General features: G+C 68.9%; 17 protein-coding genes. 6 read left to right on the top strand and 11 right to left on the bottom strand.

Annotated elements, in window-relative coordinates; translation table 11 throughout:
* The 4 genes from JWP65_RS14860 to JWP65_RS14845 all read left to right on the top strand — a co-directional run.
* Nucleotides 1-684: VWA domain-containing protein (locus JWP65_RS14860; protein ID WP_299765066.1), on the top strand; the 684-nt coding region annotated here is incomplete at its 5' end.
* A gap of 21 nt (nt 685-705) precedes the next feature.
* Nucleotides 706-1,293, top strand: coding sequence for a CoxG family protein (locus JWP65_RS14855; RefSeq protein ID WP_299765064.1), 588 nt, complete (start codon nt 706-708; stop codon nt 1,291-1,293).
* Nucleotides 1,294-1,304: 11 nt separating this feature from the next.
* The gene (locus tag JWP65_RS14850) at nt 1,305-3,431 is read left to right on the top strand and encodes a TonB-dependent receptor (protein ID WP_299765062.1); all 2,127 of its coding nucleotides are present in this window, start codon (nt 1,305-1,307) and stop codon (nt 3,429-3,431) included.
* A gap of 22 nt (nt 3,432-3,453) precedes the next feature.
* Complete coding sequence (locus JWP65_RS14845; protein WP_299765060.1) at nt 3,454-4,515, top strand: XdhC family protein; 1,062 nt, start codon at nt 3,454-3,456, stop codon at nt 4,513-4,515.
* An 89-nt stretch (nt 4,516-4,604) separates the two neighbouring features.
* Here JWP65_RS14845 and JWP65_RS14840 read toward each other — a convergent pair whose 3' ends face one another.
* Nucleotides 4,605-5,570 carry a TRAP transporter substrate-binding protein gene (locus JWP65_RS14840; RefSeq protein ID WP_299765058.1) on the bottom strand — a complete coding sequence of 322 codons (966 nt, stop codon included), beginning with the start codon at nt 5,568-5,570 and terminating at the stop codon, nt 4,605-4,607.
* A 103-nt stretch (nt 5,571-5,673) separates the two neighbouring features.
* On the opposite strand from JWP65_RS14840, the gene JWP65_RS14835 reads away from it, so the two are divergent.
* A complete protein-coding gene (locus JWP65_RS14835; protein ID WP_299765056.1) occupies nt 5,674-6,552 on the top strand; it encodes an alpha/beta fold hydrolase in 879 nt (292 codons plus the stop codon).
* Here the strand turns inward: JWP65_RS14835 and JWP65_RS14830 are convergent.
* Entirely contained in the window at nt 6,527-7,822 is a 1,296-nt protein-coding gene (locus JWP65_RS14830) for a TRAP transporter large permease (protein WP_299765054.1), read from the bottom strand. The genes JWP65_RS14835 and JWP65_RS14830 overlap by 26 nt on opposite strands.
* Nucleotides 7,815-8,324: a TRAP transporter small permease gene (locus JWP65_RS14825; RefSeq protein ID WP_299765069.1), complete on the bottom strand. Its 510-nt coding sequence runs from the start codon at nt 8,322-8,324 to the stop codon at nt 7,815-7,817. Before JWP65_RS14825 ends, JWP65_RS14830 begins: the two co-directional genes overlap by 8 nt.
* An 87-nt stretch (nt 8,325-8,411) precedes the next feature.
* On the opposite strand from JWP65_RS14825, the gene JWP65_RS14820 reads away from it, so the two are divergent.
* Nucleotides 8,412-12,134, top strand: coding sequence for a hydantoinase B/oxoprolinase family protein (locus tag JWP65_RS14820; protein ID WP_299765052.1), 3,723 nt, complete (start codon nt 8,412-8,414; stop codon nt 12,132-12,134).
* 101 nt (nt 12,135-12,235) lie between these two features.
* Here JWP65_RS14820 and JWP65_RS14815 read toward each other — a convergent pair whose 3' ends face one another.
* The 8 genes from JWP65_RS14815 to cmk all read right to left on the bottom strand — a co-directional run.
* Nucleotides 12,236-12,634 (bottom strand): helix-hairpin-helix domain-containing protein, encoded by a 399-nt coding sequence (locus JWP65_RS14815; RefSeq protein ID WP_299765050.1) that lies wholly within the window; start codon nt 12,632-12,634, stop codon nt 12,236-12,238.
* Nucleotides 12,635-12,663: 29 nt separating this feature from the next.
* Nucleotides 12,664-13,689, bottom strand: a complete 1,026-nt coding sequence (gene rfaD, locus JWP65_RS14810) for an ADP-glyceromanno-heptose 6-epimerase (RefSeq protein WP_299765047.1) — start codon at nt 13,687-13,689, stop codon at nt 12,664-12,666.
* Nucleotides 13,686-14,615 (bottom strand): D-glycero-beta-D-manno-heptose-7-phosphate kinase, encoded by a 930-nt coding sequence (gene rfaE1, locus JWP65_RS14805; protein WP_299765045.1) that lies wholly within the window; start codon nt 14,613-14,615, stop codon nt 13,686-13,688. The genes rfaD and rfaE1 overlap by 4 nt, the downstream gene beginning before the upstream one ends.
* Before the next feature lie 106 nt (nt 14,616-14,721).
* Nucleotides 14,722-15,855, bottom strand: a complete 1,134-nt coding sequence (lapB, locus tag JWP65_RS14800; RefSeq protein ID WP_299765043.1) for a lipopolysaccharide assembly protein LapB — start codon at nt 15,853-15,855, stop codon at nt 14,722-14,724.
* Nucleotides 15,845-16,135: a lipopolysaccharide assembly LapA domain-containing protein gene (locus JWP65_RS14795; RefSeq protein WP_299765041.1), complete on the bottom strand. Its 291-nt coding sequence runs from the start codon at nt 16,133-16,135 to the stop codon at nt 15,845-15,847. The genes lapB and JWP65_RS14795 overlap by 11 nt, the downstream gene beginning before the upstream one ends.
* A 100-nt stretch (nt 16,136-16,235) precedes the next feature.
* Nucleotides 16,236-16,541, bottom strand: a complete 306-nt coding sequence (locus JWP65_RS14790; protein ID WP_299765038.1) for an integration host factor subunit beta — start codon at nt 16,539-16,541, stop codon at nt 16,236-16,238.
* Nucleotides 16,542-16,604: 63 nt separating this feature from the next.
* Entirely contained in the window at nt 16,605-18,293 is a 1,689-nt protein-coding gene (gene rpsA, locus JWP65_RS14785) for a 30S ribosomal protein S1 (RefSeq protein WP_299765036.1), read from the bottom strand.
* A gap of 197 nt (nt 18,294-18,490) precedes the next feature.
* Nucleotides 18,491-19,606: (d)CMP kinase (cmk, locus tag JWP65_RS14780; RefSeq protein ID WP_299765034.1), on the bottom strand; the 1,116-nt coding region annotated here is incomplete at its 5' end.

The raw sequence follows: 19,606 nt of genomic DNA, 5'->3' as shown, positions 1-19,606 counted from the left end.
ATCGCGTTGCCGCTGCCGCAATTGGAGATGCGTCGCATGCGGCCGGGCGGCCGCGGCGCCCGCCTGCACTGGGCCCGTTCGCAGCGCGAAGCCTCCCACACCGGCGGCGAGCTGCTGGTGCTGCGGCGGCTGCAGCAACGCAAGGAGTCGCTGCCGCTGCTGGTGCTGGTGGACGTCTCCGGCTCGATGGAGCGCTATGCCCGGCTGCTGCTGGCCTTCCTGCATGCCGCCACCCAGAGCCAGCGGCGACGCGACGTGTTCGCCTTCGGCACCCACCTGAGCGACCTGACCCCCGCTTTCCGCCTGGGCGACACCGACGCGATGCTGGCGGCGGCCAGCAGCGCCATCGACGACTTCGCCGGCGGCACGCGGCTGGGCGAGTCGCTGGCCACCTTGCGCCAGCGCCATGCCCGCCGGCTGGTCGGCCGCCGCACCCTGGTGCTGGTGGTGACCGATGGCCTGGACACCGGCGACGCCCGCGAGCTCGACCGTGAGCTGGACTGGTTGACGCACCGCTGTCGCCGGCTGCTCTGGCTCAACCCGCTGCTGCGTTATGGCGGCTATGCTCCCCTCGCTCGCGGCGCGGTGCTGCTGGACCGGCACGCGCATGCCATGCTGGCCGTGCATAACCTGGAAAAGCTCGACGACCTCGCCGCCAGCCTGGCAACCCTGCTCAAAAGCTAGAACCGAGAGAGACCAACGACCATGGAAATGCAAGGCAGCCGCCGCCTCGCCGTGACCCAGCAACAGGCCTGGGACGCGCTCAACGATCCCGAAGTGCTCAAGCTGTGCATCCCCGGTTGCGACAAGGTGCAGGCCGCGGGCGAGAACCTGTACGCCATTGCCATGGCGGTGAAGGTGGGCCCGGTGTCGGCCCGCTTCAACGGCAAGATCCTGCTGGCCGACGTGCTGCCGCCCAACAGCTACACGCTGCAGTTCGAGGGGCAGGGCGGGGCCGCCGGCTTTGGCAAGGGCTCGGCCCAGGTGCACCTGGCGCCGCCGGCCGAAGGCGCCGGCTGCGAGTTGAGCTACACAGCGCAGGCCCAGGTGGGCGGCAAGATCGCGCAGGTGGGGCAGCGGCTGGTGGACGGCGTCGCCCGTTCGATGGCGGAGGACTTCTTTCGCCGCTTCGACGCCGAGATGCAGCGGCGCCATCCGCAGTCGTACCTGGCCGAGGCGGCCTTGCCGCCGCCGTCGGCGGCGCCCGTGACGCCCCGCAAAGGCGTGCCGGGCTGGGTGTGGATCGCCGTGGCTGTCGTCCTGCTGGGCGCCGTGCTGCTGCTGGGACGCTGAAGGACTTGCGCATGCGACATGCCCTCTTGACCCTGGCCGCGCTGGCCGCCGCTGCCCAGGCCGTCGCCCAGCCGGCCGCCGAGGAGCCCGAGCGCACCCTGCGCCCGGTGGTGGTCACCGCCACGCCGGGCGTGGCGCAGGACGCCTTCGACACGCCGGCCTCGGTCGACGTGATCGACGGCGCCACCATCCGGCGCGGCCAGCTGCAGATCAACCTGTCGGAGTCGCTGGTGCGGGTGCCCGGCGTGGTGGCCCTGAACCGCCAGAACTACGCGCAGGACCTGCAGATCTCGGTGCGCGGCTTCGGCGCCCGCGCCACCTTCGGGGTGCGCGGCCTGCGGCTGTACGCCGACGGCATCCCGGCGACCGCGCCCGATGGCCAGGGCCAGATTTCGCATTTCGACCTGGCCTCGGCCGACCGCATCGAGGTGCTGCGCGGGCCGTTCTCGGCGCTGTACGGCAACTCCTCGGGCGGTGTCATCAGCATGTTCACCGCCGACGGCGGGCCGCGGCCGGTGGCCGAGGTGGGCGCCACCATCGGCAGCGACGGCATCCGGCGTTACAACATGCGCCTGAGCGGCGAGGAAGGGCCCTGGAACTACCACCTGAGCACGGTGCGTTTCAGCACCGACGGCTACCGCGAGCACAGCGCCGCCGAGCGGAGCGGGTTCAACGGCAAGGTGAAGTACACGCTGAGCCCCGACACGCGCTTCACCCTGGTGGTCAACACGCTCGACATGCCCGACGTGCAGGATCCGCTCGGGCTGACCCGCGCGGAGATGGAGGCCAACCGGCGCCAGTCCAGTCCGGCCGCCCTGACCTTCAATACCCGCAAGTCGGTCGACCAGCTGCAAGCCGGCGGCATCGTCGAGCACCGGATCGACCCCGTGCATTCGGTCAAGCTGACCGCCTGGCGCGGCCGGCGCGGCACCGAGCAGTTCCAGGCGATTCCGGTGTTCGTGCAAGCCCCGCCGACGCAGCCGGGCGGCGTGATCTCCCTGGGACGCGACTACCAGGGTCTCGACGCCCAGTGGGTCGGCAAGACCCGGCTGCTGGATCGGCCGTTCACGCTGACGGCCGGCCTCACCGCCGACCAACTGCAGGAGTCGCGCCGCGGCTACCAGAACTTCCGTGGCACCACGCTGGGCGTGATGGGCCCGCTGCGCCGGGACGAAGAAAACCGGGTGCGCAGCTTCGACCAGTACCTGCAAGGGCAGTGGACCACCGGGCGCGTCAGCGTCACCGGCGGCGTGCGCCATTCGCGGATCGCGTTCGGGTCGCGTGACCGCTTCATCGCACCGGGCAATGGCGACGACAGCGGCTCGGCCCGCTTCGACGCGACCACGCCGGCGCTGGGCGTGGTGTTCCACGCCAGCGACCACCTGAACCTGTACGCCTCGGCCGGCAAGGGCTTCGAGACGCCGACCTTCAACGAGCTGTCGTACCGGCCGGGCGGCGCGCCCGGCCTGAACTTCGGCCTGGACAGCGCCGACAGCCGCCAGTGGGAGCTCGGTGTCAAGGCCGAGCCCATCGAGAATTGGCGCGTCAACGTGGCGCTGTTCCAGGCCCGTACCACCGGCGAGATCGTGGTGCTGAGCAACACGGGTGGGCGCAGCAGCTTCCAGAACGCGGGAGAGACGCGCCGGCGCGGGCTGGAGACGGCGCTGGCCGGCGGCTGGGGCAAGGGCTGGTCGCTGCACGCCGCGGCCACCTGGCTCGACGCCACCTATGCCAGCGGCTTCCTGACCTGCGGCCCGCCGCCTTGCTTCGCGCCGACGACGCCGGTGGCGGCCGGCAGCCGCATCCCGGGCATCCCGCGCACCACGGCCTTCGTCGAGCTGGGCTGGGCGCACCGGCCCTGGGGGCTGGAGACGGCGCTGGAATATCGGCACCAGGGTCGCATGGCCACCGACGACCAGAACCGCGACTTCGCGCCGGCGGCCAACCTGTGGAACCTGCGCGTGTCGCTGGCGCAGCCCTTGGGCCGCTGGACCTTGCGGGAATTCGTCCGCGTCGACAATCTGGCGAACCGCCGCTATGTCGGCTCGGTGATCGTGAACGAAGGCAACCAGCGCTACTTCGAACCCGCCCCGGGCCGCACCTGGCTGGTGGGCGTGAACGCGGCCTATGCGTTCTGAGGCTGGTTGCAAGGGGGATCGGATGGAAAACCTGGACGTGATGGTGCTTCGAACGCTGCGCGACTGGCGCATGGCCGGCAAGCGCGGGCTGCTGGCGACGGTGGTGCGCACCTGGGGCTCGTCGCCGCGGCCGGTGGGCTCGATCATGGCACTGGCCGAGGACGGCGGCGTGGTCGGCTCGGTGTCGGGCGGCTGCATCGAGGACGACCTGATCGACCGCCACACCAGGGCTTACGCGGGCAACGGCACCGGAGGCACCATCCCGTCGGGGCCGCCGTCGTTCGTCAAGTACGGCGTGACGGCCGACGAAGCGCACCGCTTCGGCCTGCCTTGCGGCGGCACGCTGGAGCTGCTGCTGGAGTTCGACCCCGAGGCGGCCCAGCTGGCCGCACTGGTCGAGGCGCTGGAAGCCGGCCGCCTGGTGCGCCGTACCGTGCGGCTGGCCGACGGCGCCGCGATCTTGGCGCACGCGCTGGCGCCGCAGGAGCTGCGGGTCGATGGCCGGGAGCTGGCGAACACCTTCGGCCCAGAGTACCGCATGCTGCTGATCGGCGCCGGCCAGCTGGCCGAATACCTGGCCACCATGGCCTTGTTCAGCGGCTTCGCGGTGACGGTGTGCGACCCGCGCGAAGAGTACCGCGGCGCCTGGAGCGTGCCGGCGGCCAGGCTGGTGAGCGACATGCCCGACGACGTGGTGACTGCGTTCCGTCCGGATCGGCGCAGCTGCGTCGTCGCGTTGACGCACGACCCCAAGCTGGACGACCTGGCGCTGATGGAGGCGCTGCGCACCGAGGCGTTCTACGTCGGGGCGATCGGCAGCCGGCGCAACAACGAGTCGCGGCACCAGCGGATGATCGAGCACTTCGGCCTGACGGCCGCCGAGCTGCAGCGGCTGCGCGGCCCGATCGGCGTCTACATCGGCAGCAAGACGCCGCCCGAGATCGCCGTGAGCATCATGGCGGAGGTGCTGGCGGTGAAGAACGGCGTGGTGCTGCCGCGCGACATGGAAGTGGCACAGGCGAAGAACCAGCGGGCGGTGGTGGCGAATGAGGTGGAGGTCGTCTGCGGCGTGGTCGGGCGGTAAGAAGGAGGGTGCGCAGCGGAGCTGCGCACCCTATGAAATATCGGCGGGCTCGTAGCGTGTGCAAGCTCGCCTGGCGCACCATGCGACCGTCACTTGCGGTAAGCATCCACCAGCTGCTGCCCCTCCGGCCCCGCCTTGGCCAGCCATTCCTTGAGCATCTGGTCGCCGACCTTCTTCATGTCGGCTTTCAGCTGCGCCGACGGCGCGTGGATGGTCATGCCGGCGCCCTTGAGCTTTTCCAGCACTTCGGTGTTGGTCCTGCGGCTGGCCGTCCAGCCGCGCGTCTCGGCATCGGCGCCCGCCTTGAGCAGGGCGTCCTGCGTTGGCTTGTCCAGGGCATTGAAGGCGGCGCGGTTGACGATCACCGCGTTCTTGGGCAGCCAGGCCTGGGTGTCGTACCAATTCTTGAGGTGCTCGTAAGTCTTGGAATCCCAGCCGGTGGAACCCGATGACATGTACGAGTCCACGACGCCGGTGGCCATGGCCTGCGACAGCTCGGCCGCCTGCACGGTGACCGGCTGCGCCCCGACCAGCTCCGCGATGCGCGCCGTTGCCGGGCTGTAGGCGCGCCACTTCAAGCCCTTCATGTCGGCGGCCGAGGCGATCTGCTTCTTGGTGTAGATGCCTTGCGGCGGCCAGGCCACGGCGTACAGCACCATCATTCCCTGTTCGCCCAGCTTCTTGTCGAGCATGGGTTTCTGCACGCGCCACAGCTTGGCGGCGGCTTCGTAGCTGTCGGCCAGGAACGGCAGGCCGTCGGCGCCGAAGATCTGCCACTCGTTCTGGAAGTTGACCAGCAGGATTTCTCCGATCTGCGCCTGCCCGCCCTGGACCGCGCGCTTGATCTCGGGCGCCTTGAACAGCGAGGCGTTGGCGTGGACCTGGATCTTGAGCTTGCCGCCAGTGGCCTTGTCGACGTCGCTGGCGAACTGCACCAGGTTCTCGGTGTGGAAGTTGCTCGCGGGGTAGGCCGCCGGCAGGTCCCATTTGGTTTGCGCGGCTGCGTGGCCGGCGAACGCGACGACGGCGGCCGTCAAGGCGATTCGGAAATTCATGGGTGCTCCGCAAGCGGTGGTGATGGTCCAGCATAAGTGCAAGAGCCGCGCCACTGGATGCGGTCTTACCCCAAGCCGGGCGCCGGGGCGCTACAGTGTTTCGATGGCCGAACACGAGATCGCCTCGCCCCTGCCCTGGGGCGACATCGGCGGCACCCTGGTGCTGCCGGCCGGCGCTGGCCCCTGGCCAGTGGCGCTGCTGGTCTCCGGCTCGGGCCCGACCGACCGGGACGGCAACAGCCCGCTGTTGCCAGCGAGGGTCGACAACCTGAAACTGCTGGCGCAGGGGCTGGCCGACCGCGGTCTGGCCTCGCTGCGCTACGACAAGCGCGGCGTCGGCGCCAGCCACCTTCCCGGCCTGAGCGAGGAAGCCTTGCGGTTCGAGGACCTGGTGGCCGACGCGGTGGCGCTCGGCCGGATGTTGCACGGCGACCCGCGCTTTGGCGCGCTGGTGCTGGTCGGTCACAGCGAAGGCGCCTTGATCGCCACGCTCGCCGCCCGGGCGCTCTCGCCCCTGGCCGTGGTCAGCATCGCGGGCGCAGGCGAGCGCGCCTCGACCCTGATGCGGCGCCAGATCCAGGCCGTGCTGCCAGCCGACCTTGCCGCCCAGGCGGTGGCGGCGCTTGCCGCGCTCGAGGCGGGGCAGCTGGTGGAGGCGGTGCCGCAAGAACTGGTGCTGCTGTTTCGGCCTTCGGTGCAGCCTTACCTGGTGTCCTGGTTTCGGCACGATCCCGCGACGCTGCTGGCCGGTTTGTCGCTGCCGACGCTCCTGGTGCATGGGGCCGGCGACGTGCAGGTGCCGCCGAACCAGGCCGAGATGCTGCGCCAGGCGCATCCGGCGGCCCGGTTGCTGCTGGTGCCGGGCATGGACCACCTGCTGGCGGTGGAAGGCGATGTCGCGCGAGGCGTCGCGGCGGTGGCGCGGGAGGTCGGGAGCTGGCTCGACCAGCTGCCGGCTACATCTTCGACGGCAGCCAGGTAGCGATCCCCGGCACGAACCACAGCAGCAGGACCATCAGGCACATCAGCAGGAAGAATGGGAAGGTCACCCGGGCGATCCAGGTGATCTCCTTGCCCGTCATGCCTTGCAGCACGAACAGGTTGAAGCCCACCGGCGGGGTGATCTGCGCCATCTCGACCACCACCACGATGAAGATGCCGAACCAGATCAGGTCGAAGCCGGCCGCCTGCACCGTCGGCAGGATCACGCCCATGGTGAGCACCACCATCGAGATGCCGTCGAGAAAGCACCCCAGCAGGATGTAGAACAGGGCCAGCGCCAGCATCAGCATGAAGGGGGACAGGCCGAGCGAGCCGACGAACTCGGCCAGGTGGCGCGGCAGCCCGATGTAGCCCATGGACAGCGTCAGGAAGGCGGCGCCGGCCAGGATCAGCGCGATCATGCAGTACAGCCGGGTGGCACCCATGAGCGACTCGCTGAAAGTTGCCCAGGACAGCGAGCCTTGCAACGCCGACAGCACCAGTGACCCCACCACGCCGATCGCCGCGGCCTCCGTGGCGGTGGCGATGCCGGTGTAGATCGAGCCCAGCACGCTGCCGATCAGCAGCACCACCGGAATCAGGTGGCGCGACTCGTAGAGCCTGGCGCGCCAGCCCAGGATTTGGTCGGGCACCGGGATGCGCTGCTGGTTCAGCAGCGCCCACACGGCGATGTAGCCGGAAAACAGCGCGGCCAGCAGGATGCCCGGGAAGACGCCCGCCACGAACAGCCTGGCGATCGACACGTCGGCGGAGACGCCGTAGACGATCATGATGATCGAGGGCGGGATCAGCAGGCCCAGGGTGCCGGCGCCGGCCAGCGAACCGATGGTGATCTCCTGCGGATAGCCGCGCTTGGCAAGCTCCGGCAGGCTCATCTTGCCGATGGTGGCGCAGGTGGCGGCCGAGGAGCCGGAAACTGCGGCGAAGATGGTGCAGCCCACCACGTTGGTGTGCAGCAGCCGCCCGGGCAGCTTGGACACCCACGGCGCCAGGCCGCGGAACATGCTCTCGCTGAGCTTGGTTCGAAACAGGATCTCTCCCATCCAGATGAACAAGGGCAAGGCGGTGAGTGTCCAGCTCGAAGCGGCGCCCCAGACGGTGACGGCCATGGCGTCGCCGGCTGGGCGCGAGGAGAACAGCTCCATGCCGATCCAGGCCACCCCGGCCAGCGTCAGCCCGATCCAGACGCTGCTGCCCAGCAGGGCGAACAGCGCCACGACCAGCAAAGCGGTGATGGCGAAGTCACTCATTGCGCAGCATCTCCCCCGAGCTGGCCACCACGCGTTGCCCGCGCAGTTGCAGCACCCATTCGTCGACCAGCGCCACCAGCAGGATCACGGTGCCCAGCGCCATGGTCAGCTGCGGGATCCATAGCGGCGTGGCGTCGTTGCCGGTGGAAATGTCGTTGAGGGCGAGCGACACCCAGGCCAGCCGCACCGAATAGAAGGCGAACAGCCCGGCCAGCGCCGCGCCGGCCGTCAGCGCCCACATTTCCAGCGCATGGTGCGCCTTGCCCTTGAGCCGCCCGAGCAGCAAGGTGACGCGGATGTGTTCATTGCGCTTGAGGGTGTGGGCCAGGGCCAGGAAACCGGCGGCCGCCATGCTGTAGCCGGCGTAGGCGTCGGTGCCAGCAACGTGTAAGCCGAACTGGCGGCTGACGATGGCCAGCAGCACCATCAGCAGCACGCCGACCATGGCGAGGGCCGCCAGCCAGGCGCTGCCATCGTAGAGAAGGTCCAGGAAGCGGCGCACGCAGTCCCCCGTCGTTGTCGTGGCGCCAGTGTAGAGGTTGCGGCGCGCATCGCTCCCGCGGCGGCTGGCCGTGACCATAATCCGACCATGTCGCACATTTCCAAATGGCAGTTCTGGATCGACCGCGGCGGCACCTTCACCGACGTCGTCGGGCGCCGCCCGGACGGCGCCCTGGTCACCCACAAGCTGTTGTCGGACAACCCCGAGCAGTACCGCGACGCCGCCGTCGCCGGCATCCGCCACCTGCTGGGGCTCGCCGCCGGTGACCCCATCACGCCGCAGCTGGTGGACTGCGTGAAGATGGGCACCACGGTGGCCACCAACGCGCTGCTGGAGCGCAAGGGCGAGGCCACGCTGCTGGTCACCACCCGCGGTTTTCGCGACGCGCTGCGCATCGCGTACCAGAACCGGCCGCGCTTGTTCGACCGCAACATCGTGCTGCCCGAACTGCTGTACAGCGAGGTGCTGGAGGCGCAGGAGCGTGTCGGCGCCCAGGGCGGGGTGGTGCAGCCGCTGGACGAAGGCCACCTGCGGCTGGGGCTGCAGGACGCCTATACGCGCGGCGTGCGCAGCGTCGCCATCGTCTTCATGCACGGCTACCGCTACACGGCGCACGAGGCGGCAGCCCGCGCCATCGCCTGGCAGATCGGCTTCACGCAGATCAGCACCTCGCACGACACCAGCCCGATGATGAAGTTCGTCAGCCGCGGCGACACCACGGTGGTGGACGCCTACCTGTCGCCGATCCTGCGCCGCTACGTCGAACAGGTGGCCGGCGAGATGCCCGGGGTCAGGCTGTTCTTCATGCAGTCGTCCGGCGGCTTGACCGACGCCCACGCCTTTCAGGGCAAGGACGCGATCCTCTCGGGCCCGGCCGGCGGCATCGTCGGCATGGCGCGCACGGCGCAACTGGCGGGCCATGCGAAGGTGATCGGCTTCGACATGGGCGGCACCTCGACCGACGTCTCGCACTTCGCCGGCGAGTTCGAGCGCGAGTTCGAGACCCAGGTGGCCGGCGTGCGCATGCGCGCGCCCATGATGAGCATCCACACCGTCGCAGCCGGTGGCGGCTCGATCCTGGAGTTCGACGGCGCGCGCTTTCGCGTCGGCCCGCAAAGCGCCGGCGCCAATCCGGGCCCGGCCAGCTACCGGCGCGGCGGCCCGCTGGCGGTGACCGACGCCAACGTGATGCTGGGCAAGATCCAGCCGCGCTACTTTCCCAAGGTGTTCGGGCCCCGCGCCGACGAATCCCTGAGCCGGGAGGCGGTGCAGGAGAAGTTCCACGCGCTGGCCGGCCGCACCGGCCGCAGCGCCGAGGACGTGGCCGAAGGCTTCGTCGCCATCGCCGTGCAGCAGATGGCCAACGCCATCAAGAAGATCTCGGTGGCGCGCGGCTACGACGTCACGCGCTACACGCTGCAGTGCTTCGGCGGCGCCGGCGGCCAGCATGCCTGCCTGGTGGCGGACGCGCTGGGCATGGCCAAGGTGTTCGTCCATCCGCTCGCCGGCGTGCTGTCGGCGTACGGCATGGGGCTGGCGGACCAGAACGTGATCCGCGAACAGGCAGTGGAAGAGTTGCTCACGCCGCCAGGCCTGGCCGCGGTGGCGGACAAGCTGGATGCGCTGGCGGCGGCGGCGCAGGCGGAGCTGCTGAAACAGCAAGTGAGCGCCGGCGCGGTGGAGGTGCGCCGGCGGGTGCATGTGCGCTACCAGGGCAGCGACTCCGCGCTGGTCGTGCCGTTCGGTGACGTGGCGGCGATCACGGCCGGCTTCGAGGCCGCCTACCGCCAGCGCTTCTCGTTCCTGATGCCGGGCAAGGCGATGATCGTCGAGGCCGTATCGGTGGAAGCCATCGTGGCTGGCGACGCCCCGGCCGAACAGCGCCGCGCGGTGCAGCCGCCGCGCGCGGCGCCGCGGCGCGAAGAGGTGCCCATGTACTCCGGCGGCCGCTGGCATCCGGCGGCGCTGGTGCTGCGCGAGGACCTGCGGCCGGGCGACGTGATCGGCGGCCCGGCCATCATCGCGGAGCAGAACGCGACCACGGTGGTGGAGCCGGGTTGGGAGGCGCGCATCACGGACCTGGACCACATCGAGCTGGACCGGCGGGTGCCGCGCGAGCTGAAGTTCGCGGCCGGCACGCAGGTCGACCCGGTGCTGCTGGAAGTGTTCAACAACCTGTTCATGAACATCGCCGAGCAGATGGGGCTGCAGTTGCAGAACACCGCCTACTCGGTGAACATCAAGGAGCGGCTGGACTTTTCCTGCGCGCTGTTCGACGCCGAAGGCAACCTGATCGCCAACGCGCCGCACATGCCGGTGCACCTGGGCAGCATGGGCGAAAGCATCAAGACCGTGATCCGCGAGAACCGCGCCACCATGGCGCCGGGCGACGTCTACGTGCTGAATGATCCGTACCACGGGGGCACGCATTTGCCGGACGTGACTGTGATCACCCCGGTGTACCTGGGGTCCGGGGAGCGCCCCCACCCCAATCCTCCCCCAAAGGGGGAGGGGGTCGATGCCTTGCGCCCTGCCCCTTTGGGGGAGGGCGGCTGTGGGAGCGCTGCGGCCCCCGAGCAACCGTTGTTCTACGTCGGCTCACGCGGACACCACGCGGACATCGGCGGCACGACGCCCGGCTCCATGCCGCCGTTCTCGACCCGGATCGAGGAGGAGGGCGTGCAGATCGACAACTTCAAGCTGGTCGATCGCGGCACCTTGCGCGAGCAGGAGATGGTCCACCTGCTGGGGAGCGGCCAGTACCCGAGCCGCAATCCGGAACAGAACATGGGCGATCTGAAGGCGCAGATCGCGGCCAACGAGAAGGGCGTGCAGGAACTGCGGCGGATGGTCGACCAGTTCGGGCTCGACGTGGTGCAGGCCTACATGCGGCACGTGCAGGACAACGCCGAAGAGGCGGTGCGCCGCGTGATCACGCGCCTGCAAAACGGGCAGTTCACCCTGCCGCTGGACAACGGCGCCCAGATCCAGGTCGCCATCCGGGTGGATGTGGCCGGCCGCAGCGCCGAGATCGACTTCACCGGCACCTCGGCGCAGCAGACCAACAACTTCAACGCGCCGCGCGCGGTCTGCATGGCGGCGGTGCTGTATGTGTTCCGCACCCTGGTCGACGACGACATCCCGCTCAACGCCGGTTGCCTCAAGCCCTTGAAGGTGATCATCCCCGCAGGCTCGATGCTGAACCCCGATCCGCCGGCCTCGGTGGTGGCGGGCAACGTCGAGACCTCCACCTGCATCACCAACGCCCTGTTCGGCGCACTGGGCGTGATGGCGGCGGGGCAGTGCACCATGAACAACTTCACCTTCGGCAACGCGCGCCACCAGTACTACGAGACGATCTCGGGCGGCAGCGGCGCCGGCGGCATCTTCGACGACAGGGGCCAGCTGGTGGACGGCTTTCACGGCACCAGCGTCGTGCAGACCCACATGACCAACTCGCGCCTGACCGATCCGGAGGTGCTGGAATTTCGCTTTCCGGTGCGGCTGGAAAGCTACGAGATCCGCAAAGGCTCGGGCGGTGCGGGCCGCTGGCACGGCGGCGATGGCGGCGTGCGGCGGGTGCGCTTCCTGGAAGACATGACGGCCAGCATCCTGTCCAATGGCCGCAAGCATCCGTCGTTCGGCATGGCGGGCGGGCAGCCGGGCGAGCTGGGCATCAACCGGGTGCTGCGCGCGGACGGGCAAGTGGAGGAACTGGGGCACATCGGCTCGGCCCAGATGAAGCCGGGCGACATGTTCGAGATCCACACGCCGGGCGGCGGCGGCTTCGGGGAGAAGCCGGGACTTTAGGAAGTTGCTCCTTCGCCCTTTGGGGAAGGTCGGGGTGGGGGCGCTGCGCCTCGGGCGTGCCCCCGCCCCAGCCCTCCCCCGGAGGGGGAGGGAGCCAGAGGTTACTTGTTGGCGCTGACGTCCGGGGCCGCGGCAGTTGCCGCAGTGGCGGCGGCTGCCGGCTTGTCGGCGGCTTTGGCGGTCTTGTCGCCGGCATTGGCGGCCTTCTTCTCTTCCTTCTTGACAGCGGCCGCCGACGTGTAGGTTGCGCCGTTCACCGTCAGGCCCTGGGCCGACAGCTTGGTGGCGGTGTTGGGGCCGACGCCCTTGACGCGCGTGACCAGGTCTTCCCAGCTCTCGAACTCGCCCTTCTTGCGCTCCGACATGATCAGCCTGGAGGTCACCGGGCCGATGCCCTTGAAGCCGTCCAGCTCGGCAGCCGTCGCCTTGTTCACGTCGACGGCGGCGAAGGCGGCGGTGGCGCACAGCATGGCCACGATGGCCAGGAATTTCTTGAGCATGCAGTGGACTCCTCGTTGATGGTCCACCTTCAACGGGCCGCGGCCGCCGGCAGTTGACCGGCCCGGGCGCAAAGCGTGCCCATGTACGCGGCCACACCGGCCTGCACGTCGGCGAAGGCATGGTCGCAGCCGGCGTCGCGCAGCGCCGTCAGATCGGCCTGGGTGTAGCACTGGTACTTGCCGCGCAGGGCGTCGGGAAAGGGGATGTACTCCAGCAGCCCCAGGTCGACAGCGGCCATGGCGTCCTGGACACCGCCCGGATGCAGCGCGTTGATGACGGCCACGGCCACATCGTTGAAGGGCTGGGCCCGGCCGGTGCCGAGGTTGAAGATGCCGGATCTGGCCGGGTGGTCGAAGAACCACAGGTTGACGGCCACCACGTCGTCGGCGAAGACGAAGTCGCGCGTCTGCGCGCCGGGGCCGTAGCCGCCGTACTCGCCGAACAGCCTGACCTTGGCGAGCTCGCGGAACTGGTTGAACTGGTGGAAGGCGACGCTGGCCATGCGGCCCTTGTGCTGCTCGCGCGGGCCGTAGACGTTGAAGTAGCGAAAGCCCGCCACCTGGCGCTTGGCCCGCTTGAAGTCCTTGCCGCATTCGATGCGCATGCGCTGGTCGAACAGCAGCTTGCTGTAGCCGTAGACATTCAGCGGCGCCTCGAATTGCGGCGTCTCGCGGAAGGTGTCGGAGCCGCCGTAGACGGCTGCCGACGACGCGTACAGCAGCCGCGTGCCGCGCTGCTGGCACGATTCGAACAGCGAGCAGGAGACGGCGTAGTTGTTCTCCATCATGTACTTGCCGTCGGTTTCCATGGTGTCGCTGCAGGCGCCTTCGTGGAACACGGCCTCGACCTTGCCGTAGGCGCCGTCGGCGAAGTCCGCATAGAAGTCGTCGGCGTCGACATAGTCGGCGATGCGCAGGTCGGCCAGGTTCAGGAACTTGTCGCCCTGCGTCAGGTCGTCCACCGCGATGATGTCGGTGATGCCGCGGGCGTTCAGGCCCTTGACGATGTTGCTGCCGATGAACCCTGCAGCTCCGGTGACCACGACGCGCGTCATGCGAACAACTCCTCATACGAAACGGTGGCGGTGCCGAACTTGCCCACCACGATGCCGCCGGCGCGGTTGGCGATCGGCAAGGCGTCGCGCAGGCTCAGGCCGGCGGCGGCCATGGTGGCCAGGGTGGCGATGACGGTGTCGCCGGCGCCGGTGACGTCGAACACCTCGCGCGCCTGCGCCGTCACGTGCAGGTGGCCCTGGGCGTCGTACAGCGTCATGCCTTCCTCGCTGCGGGTGACCAGCAGGGCGTCCAGGTCCAGCGCCGCGCGCAGGTTCTGGGCCCGGGTGCGCAGATCGTCCTCGCTGGTCCAGCGGCCCACCACGTCCTGCAGCTCGGCGCGATTCGGCGTGATGATGGTGGCGCCGCGGTAGCGGCCGTAGTCGGAGCCCTTGGGATCGACCAGCACCGTGCGGCCGGCGCCGCGGGCGCTGGCGATCATGCTGGGGATGTGCGCCAGGCCGCCCTTGCCGTAGTCGGAGAACAGCACCGCCTCGTGCTGCGGCACCAGTTGGGCGAAGGCCTCGGTCTGCATGGCCAGCACCTCGTGGTCGGGCTCGTTTTCGAAGTCCAGCCGCAGCAGTTGCTGCTGGCGGCCGATCACGCGCAGCTTGACGGTGGTGTGCAGGCCGGCGTCGCGCTTGAGGTAGGTGCGGATGCCGGTCTCGCGCAACAGCCGCTCCAGGCGGTGCCCCGGCTCGTCGTCGCCCACCACGCCCAGGAAGCTGGCCTGCGCGCCCAGGGTGCTGACGTTGTAGGCCACGTTGGCGGCGGCGCCGATGCGCTCTTCCTCGCGCGTGACCTTGACCACCGGCACCGGGGCTTCGGGCGAGATGCGGTCCACAGTGCCATGCCAGTAGCGATCGAGCATGGCGTCGCCGACCACCAGGACGCGGGCGGCGGACAGTTGTTGCTTGGAAGGCGTCATCGATGGTCCCTGCTGTCTTCACCACTGCCACCGGGGAATCGGCTTTGCCGGGCCGCTGGAGGCACCCTCTCGAGGGCGACGCGGCCCGAGGCCGCTTCGCGGGTGGTCATAATTCTTCCACGCGACGGGCCGGGTAGCTGTCCCAGGCCTGGCAGCCCGGGCATTGCCAGAAGTGCTGCTTGGCCTCGAAGCCACAGGCGGCGCAGCGGTAGCGGGTCAACGGTTTTGCGGCGTGGTCGAGCGCGCGCTGCACGTGGGGGTGGAACTCCTCGTGCTCCAACTTCTCGCCGGCCAGCCACTTGGCGGCGGCCACCAGCGAAGGCTCGCGTTTGAGATGCTGCACGTACCAGCCGCGGGCCGCTTGCGGGCTGGACTCCAGGCTGGCGATGCCGTCCAGCACGTCGAGCGACGGGTACTGATCGTAGCTGTCGCGCAGCAGCCGCAGCGCCTCGGGCTGGCGGTCGGCGGCGATCGCGGCTTCGGCCAGCGGCCGGGCCACCAGCGGGATCGCCCGCGGCCCCGACTGCAGCAGGCGGGCCAGCAGCTCGAAGGCGTCCCTGGCATCGCCGGCGAGGCGCCGCAGCGCGGCCAGCTCGATGGTGGCGCGCGGCGCCATCGGTGCCACGCCCATGGCCTTGCGCAGCAGCAGCTCGGCTTCGGCCGGCGCCGCCACCCCGGCCTGCTCGCACAGGTAGTGCGCCAGCCGGCCGGTGAACTGGCCGCGCGCCCCCGCCTCCAGCTGGCGGGCGATCTCGGTGGCCTGCACCCAGTCGCGCGAGCGCTCGTAGATGGCCAGCAGGGCCAGCAGCGACTCCTGCTCGTAGGGCGTGCCGGCCAGCTTGCGCAGCGCTTCCTCGGCGCGGTCGAGCAGGCCGGCCTTGAGGTAATCCAGCGCCAGGGCGTGTTGCGCGCGGTTGCGGTCGGCGCGGCTGAGGTCGCCTCGCGAGAGCAGGTGCTCGTGCACCCGCACGGCGCGCTCGTACTCGCCGCGGCGGCGAAACAGGTTGCCCAGGGCGAAGTGCAGCTCGGAGGTGTCGGGATCCTTCTGGACGGCCTCGATGAAGGCGTCGATGGCCTGGTCCTGCTGTTCGTTCAGCAGGAAGTTCAGCCCGCGAAAGTAGGCCTTGGGTGCCAGTCGGTTTTCGATGCGCAGCTGGCGCAGGTCCAGCCGCGAGGCGGCCCAGCCCAGCCCGAAGGCGATCGGCAAGCCCCACAGCAGCCAGGTCAGGTCAAAGTCCATGGGTGGGGGGCGCGCCCTGGCCGATCAGCGTGCTTTCCTCGGCCATCATGGTGGAGCGCGGCGCGCTGCGGGCGTGGCGGTACTTCCACCAGCGCGGCACCATGAACACGGCGCCGATGGCCAGGCCGGCCGCGAACGTGGCCAGCACCACCAGCACCAGCGGCGCCGTCCACTGCGTGCCGAAGAAGAAACGGACGGTCACGTCCTGCTGGTTGTTCAGCGCGAAAGCGAACAAGGTAAAAAAAATGGCTGCCTTGAGCAGCCATGCGAGGTATTTCATTGGGCTCCCCTTCCTGGGGATTCTAGGGGCTGGGGCCTAGGGGCTAGGGTCTAGGGGAAGACCGTCAGCCGGCTGTTCCCTGGACCCTAGTCCTTAAACCCTAATCCCTCTTTTCCAGTTCAGCGGTCCGCTCATCCACCGCTTCGCGCAGGGCCTTGCCCGGCTTGAAGTGCGGAACCCGCTTTTCCGGGATGTGCACGCTTTCGCCCGAGCGCGGATTGCGGCCCATGCGAGGCGGCCTGCGGTTGATCGAAAAGCTGCCGAAACCGCGGATCTCGATGCGGTGTCCGCGCACCAGTGCTTCGCTCATCGCGTCGAGGATCGTCTTGACGGCGTACTCGGCATCACGATGGGTCAGCTGCCTGAAGCGGGAAGCCAGGTCTTCGACGAGGTCTGATCGAGTCATCTAGCATGTTGGGGACAGACCACGTGCGCGGCTCTCGCCGCGCGCGTGGTCTGTCCCACAAGGTTACTTGGACTCGCTGTTATCCAGCTTGGCGCGCAGCAGCGCACCCAGGCTGGTCGTGCCGGCGTTCTCGCGCGAGGACTGCTGGCTCAGGTTGGCCATCTGGCCCTGCTCGTCGAGCATGTCCTTTTGCTTGATGGACAGCTGGATGTTGCGGGTCTTGCGATCCACGTTCACCACGACGGCCGTGACTTCGTCACCTTCCTTGAGCACGTTGCGCGCATCTTCCACGCGGTCGCGGCTGATTTCCGAGGCACGCAGGTAGCCGATGATGTCTTCGCCCAGGTCGATCTCGGCGCCCTTGGCGTCGACGGTCTTGACCTTGCCGGTGACGGCCGAGCCCTTGTCGTGCACCGAGGTGAACGTGGAGAACGGGTCGCCATCGAGCTGCTTGATGCCCAGGGAGATGCGCTCGCGGTCGACATCCACGCCCAGCACGATCGCTTCGACTTCCTGGCCCTTCTTGTAGTTGCGCACGGCCGCTTCGCCGGTTTCGCTCCAAGACAGGTCGGACAGGTGCACCAGGCCGTCGATGCCGGCGGCCAGGCCGACGAACACGCCGAAGTCGGTGATCGACTTGATCGGGCCCTTGACGCGGTCGCCGCGCTTGGTGTTCTGCGCGAATTCCTGCCACGGGTTGGCCTTGCACTGCTTCATGCCCAGCGAGATGCGGCGCTTGTCTTCGTCGATCTCGAGGACCATGACCTCGACTTCGTCACCCAGGGCGACGATCTTGGACGGAGCGACGTTCTTGTTGGTCCAGTCCATTTCGGAAACGTGCACCAGGCCTTCGATGCCCGGCTCGAGTTCGTCGAACGCGCCGTAGTCGGCGATGTTCGTGACCGTGCCGAACAGGCGGGTGCTCTGCGGGTAGCGGCGCGAGACTCCCATCCACGGGTCGTCGCCCATCTGCTTCAAGCCCAGCGAGACGCGGTTTTTCTCGGTGTCGAAGTTGAGGATCTTGGCGGTGATTTCCTGGCCCGGCTGCGCCACTTCGCTCGGATGGCGGACACGGCGCCATGCCATGTCGGTAATGTGCAGCAGACCGTCGATGCCGCCCAGGTCGACGAACGCACCGTATTCGGTGATGTTCTTGACGACGCCGCGCACGACCGCGCCTTCCTTGAGCGTTTCCATCAGCTTGGCGCGTTCTTCGCCCATGCTGGCTTCGACCACCGCGCGGCGCGAGAGCACCACGTTGTTGCGCTTGCGGTCGAGCTTGATGACCTTGAATTCGAGCGTCTTGTTCTCGTAAGGGGTCAGGTCCTTGATGGGACGCGTGTCGATCAGCGAGCCCGGCAGGAACGCGCGGATGCCGTTGACCAGCACCGTGAGGCCGCCCTTGACCTTGCCGCTGGTGGTGCCGGTGACGAAGTCGCCCGATTCGAGCGCCTTCTCGAGCGCCAGCCAGGAGGCCAGGCGCTTGGCCGTGTCACGCGACAGGATCGTGTCGCCGTAGCCGTTCTCGACGCTGCCGATGGCGACCGAGACGAAGTCGCCGGCCTGCACTTCGAGCTCGCCCTTGTCGTTCTTGAATTCCTCGATCGGCACATACGCCTCGGACTTCAGCCCGGCGTTGACGACGACGTGGTTGTGCTCGACGCGCACCACCTCGGCGGTGATGACCTCGCCCGAGCGCATCTCGGAACGCTTCAAAGACTCTTCAAACAGATCGGCAAAAGATTCAGACATTGAATTTCCTGTTCCGTGCATCCAGGTTTCCAGCCGCCCATGCAACATCGCGTGCGGCTGTTTCTAGGACTGGAGACGGCGGTTTTTTGGGCGTGAGCCCGGTTGGGGTTGAACAACCAGCGGGCCGTGCGCTGTCGCGCGAAGGGAACCCGGCTGGGCGTTGTGCTGCCCGGCCGAAACCGGACAGGTCGAGCCGCTCAAGAAGTCTCGAACGGCTGCAGCTGCCGCCACCAGTCCAACACCTGGTCGACCGATTGCTCGATCGACAGGCTGGAGTTGTCCAGGAGGCGCGCGTCCTGTGCCGGCTTGAGCGGCGCGACGCTGCGGGACGAATCCCTGGCATCGCGCGCTTCCAGGTCGGCGCGGAGGTCTACGATTGTAGCCGGAATCCCCTTTGAAATCAATTGCTTATGCCGCCGCTCCGCGCGCTGGGCGGCGCTTGCCGTGAGGTAGACCTTGAGCGACGCGTCGGGAAAGACCACCGTGCCCATGTCGCGTCCGTCGGCCACCAGGCCGGGCAGGCGACGAAAGCCCTCCTGCAGCCCGCGCAGTGCGGCGCGCACGGCCGGCAGCGCGGACACGCGCGAGGCGTCCATGCCGGCGGCCTCGGTGCGAAGGGCCTCCGTCACGTCCTCGCCCGCGAGCCGCACCTTGCCGTGGCGGAAGTCGAGCGGCAGCGCGCTGGCCAGCCGGGCGATCTGCCGCTCGTGCGCAGGCTCGGGCGCGAGGCCGCGGCGGCGCATCGCCAGACCCGTCACGCGGTACAGCGCGCCCGAATCGAGGTAGTGATAGCCCAGCCGGTGCGCGATCTCCAAGGCCAGCGTCCCCTTGCCGGAGGCGGTCGGGCCGTCGATGCAGATCACCGGGACGCGGCCCGGCACCGCCTCGGCCACCGAGAAAAGCGTCTCGAAATAGTCCGGAAAGGTCTTGGCGACGCACTGCGGATCGAGGATGCGAACCGGCAGGCTGTCCGGGTTGAACGCCGCCAGCGAAAAGCACATCGCGATGCGGTGGTCGTCGTAGGTCCGGATGGCGGCCGAGCGCCAACCCGTGGCCGCCAGCGGCCAGACGCGGATGAAATCGTCGCCGGCCTCCACTGTGGCGCCGAGCTTGCGCAGCTCGGCCGCCATGGCGTCGATGCGGTCCGTTTCCTTGACGCGCCAGCTCGCGATGTTGCGCAGCGTGCTCGGGCCGTCGGCGTAGAGCGCCATCACGGCCAGCGTCATGGCGGCGTCGGGGATGTGGTTGCAGTCGAGGTCGATGGCCTGGAGCGGCCAGGCGCCGCGCGAGACTTCGAGCCAGTTGGCGCCGCT

The organism is Ramlibacter sp., from assembly GCF_028292805.1.
Classification (GTDB): domain Bacteria; phylum Pseudomonadota; class Gammaproteobacteria; order Burkholderiales; family Burkholderiaceae_C; genus Ramlibacter.
The sequence above is the reverse complement of the archived record's forward strand: the minus strand, read 5'-3'. Positions and strand labels throughout refer to the sequence as shown.

Coding starts and splice junctions, on each gene's coding strand:
- JWP65_RS14835 (WP_299765056.1), top strand. CDS start 5,674: ATGGCCGAACACGAGATCGCCTCGCCCCTGCCCTGGGGCGACATCGGC.
- lapB (WP_299765043.1), bottom strand. CDS start 15,855: ATGGACTTTGACCTGACCTGGCTGCTGTGGGGCTTGCCGATCGCCTTC.
- JWP65_RS14840 (WP_299765058.1), bottom strand. CDS start 5,570: ATGAATTTCCGAATCGCCTTGACGGCCGCCGTCGTCGCGTTCGCCGGC.
- JWP65_RS14790 (WP_299765038.1), bottom strand. CDS start 16,541: ATGACTCGATCAGACCTCGTCGAAGACCTGGCTTCCCGCTTCAGGCAG.
- JWP65_RS14815 (WP_299765050.1), bottom strand. CDS start 12,634: ATGCTCAAGAAATTCCTGGCCATCGTGGCCATGCTGTGCGCCACCGCC.
- JWP65_RS14845 (WP_299765060.1), top strand. CDS start 3,454: ATGGAAAACCTGGACGTGATGGTGCTTCGAACGCTGCGCGACTGGCGC.
- rfaD (WP_299765047.1), bottom strand. CDS start 13,689: ATGACGCGCGTCGTGGTCACCGGAGCTGCAGGGTTCATCGGCAGCAAC.
- JWP65_RS14795 (WP_299765041.1), bottom strand. CDS start 16,135: ATGAAATACCTCGCATGGCTGCTCAAGGCAGCCATTTTTTTTACCTTG.
- JWP65_RS14850 (WP_299765062.1), top strand. CDS start 1,305: ATGCGACATGCCCTCTTGACCCTGGCCGCGCTGGCCGCCGCTGCCCAG.
- JWP65_RS14830 (WP_299765054.1), bottom strand. CDS start 7,822: ATGAGTGACTTCGCCATCACCGCTTTGCTGGTCGTGGCGCTGTTCGCC.
- JWP65_RS14855 (WP_299765064.1), top strand. CDS start 706: ATGGAAATGCAAGGCAGCCGCCGCCTCGCCGTGACCCAGCAACAGGCC.
- JWP65_RS14820 (WP_299765052.1), top strand. CDS start 8,412: ATGTCGCACATTTCCAAATGGCAGTTCTGGATCGACCGCGGCGGCACC.
- rfaE1 (WP_299765045.1), bottom strand. CDS start 14,615: ATGACGCCTTCCAAGCAACAACTGTCCGCCGCCCGCGTCCTGGTGGTC.
- rpsA (WP_299765036.1), bottom strand. CDS start 18,293: ATGTCTGAATCTTTTGCCGATCTGTTTGAAGAGTCTTTGAAGCGTTCC.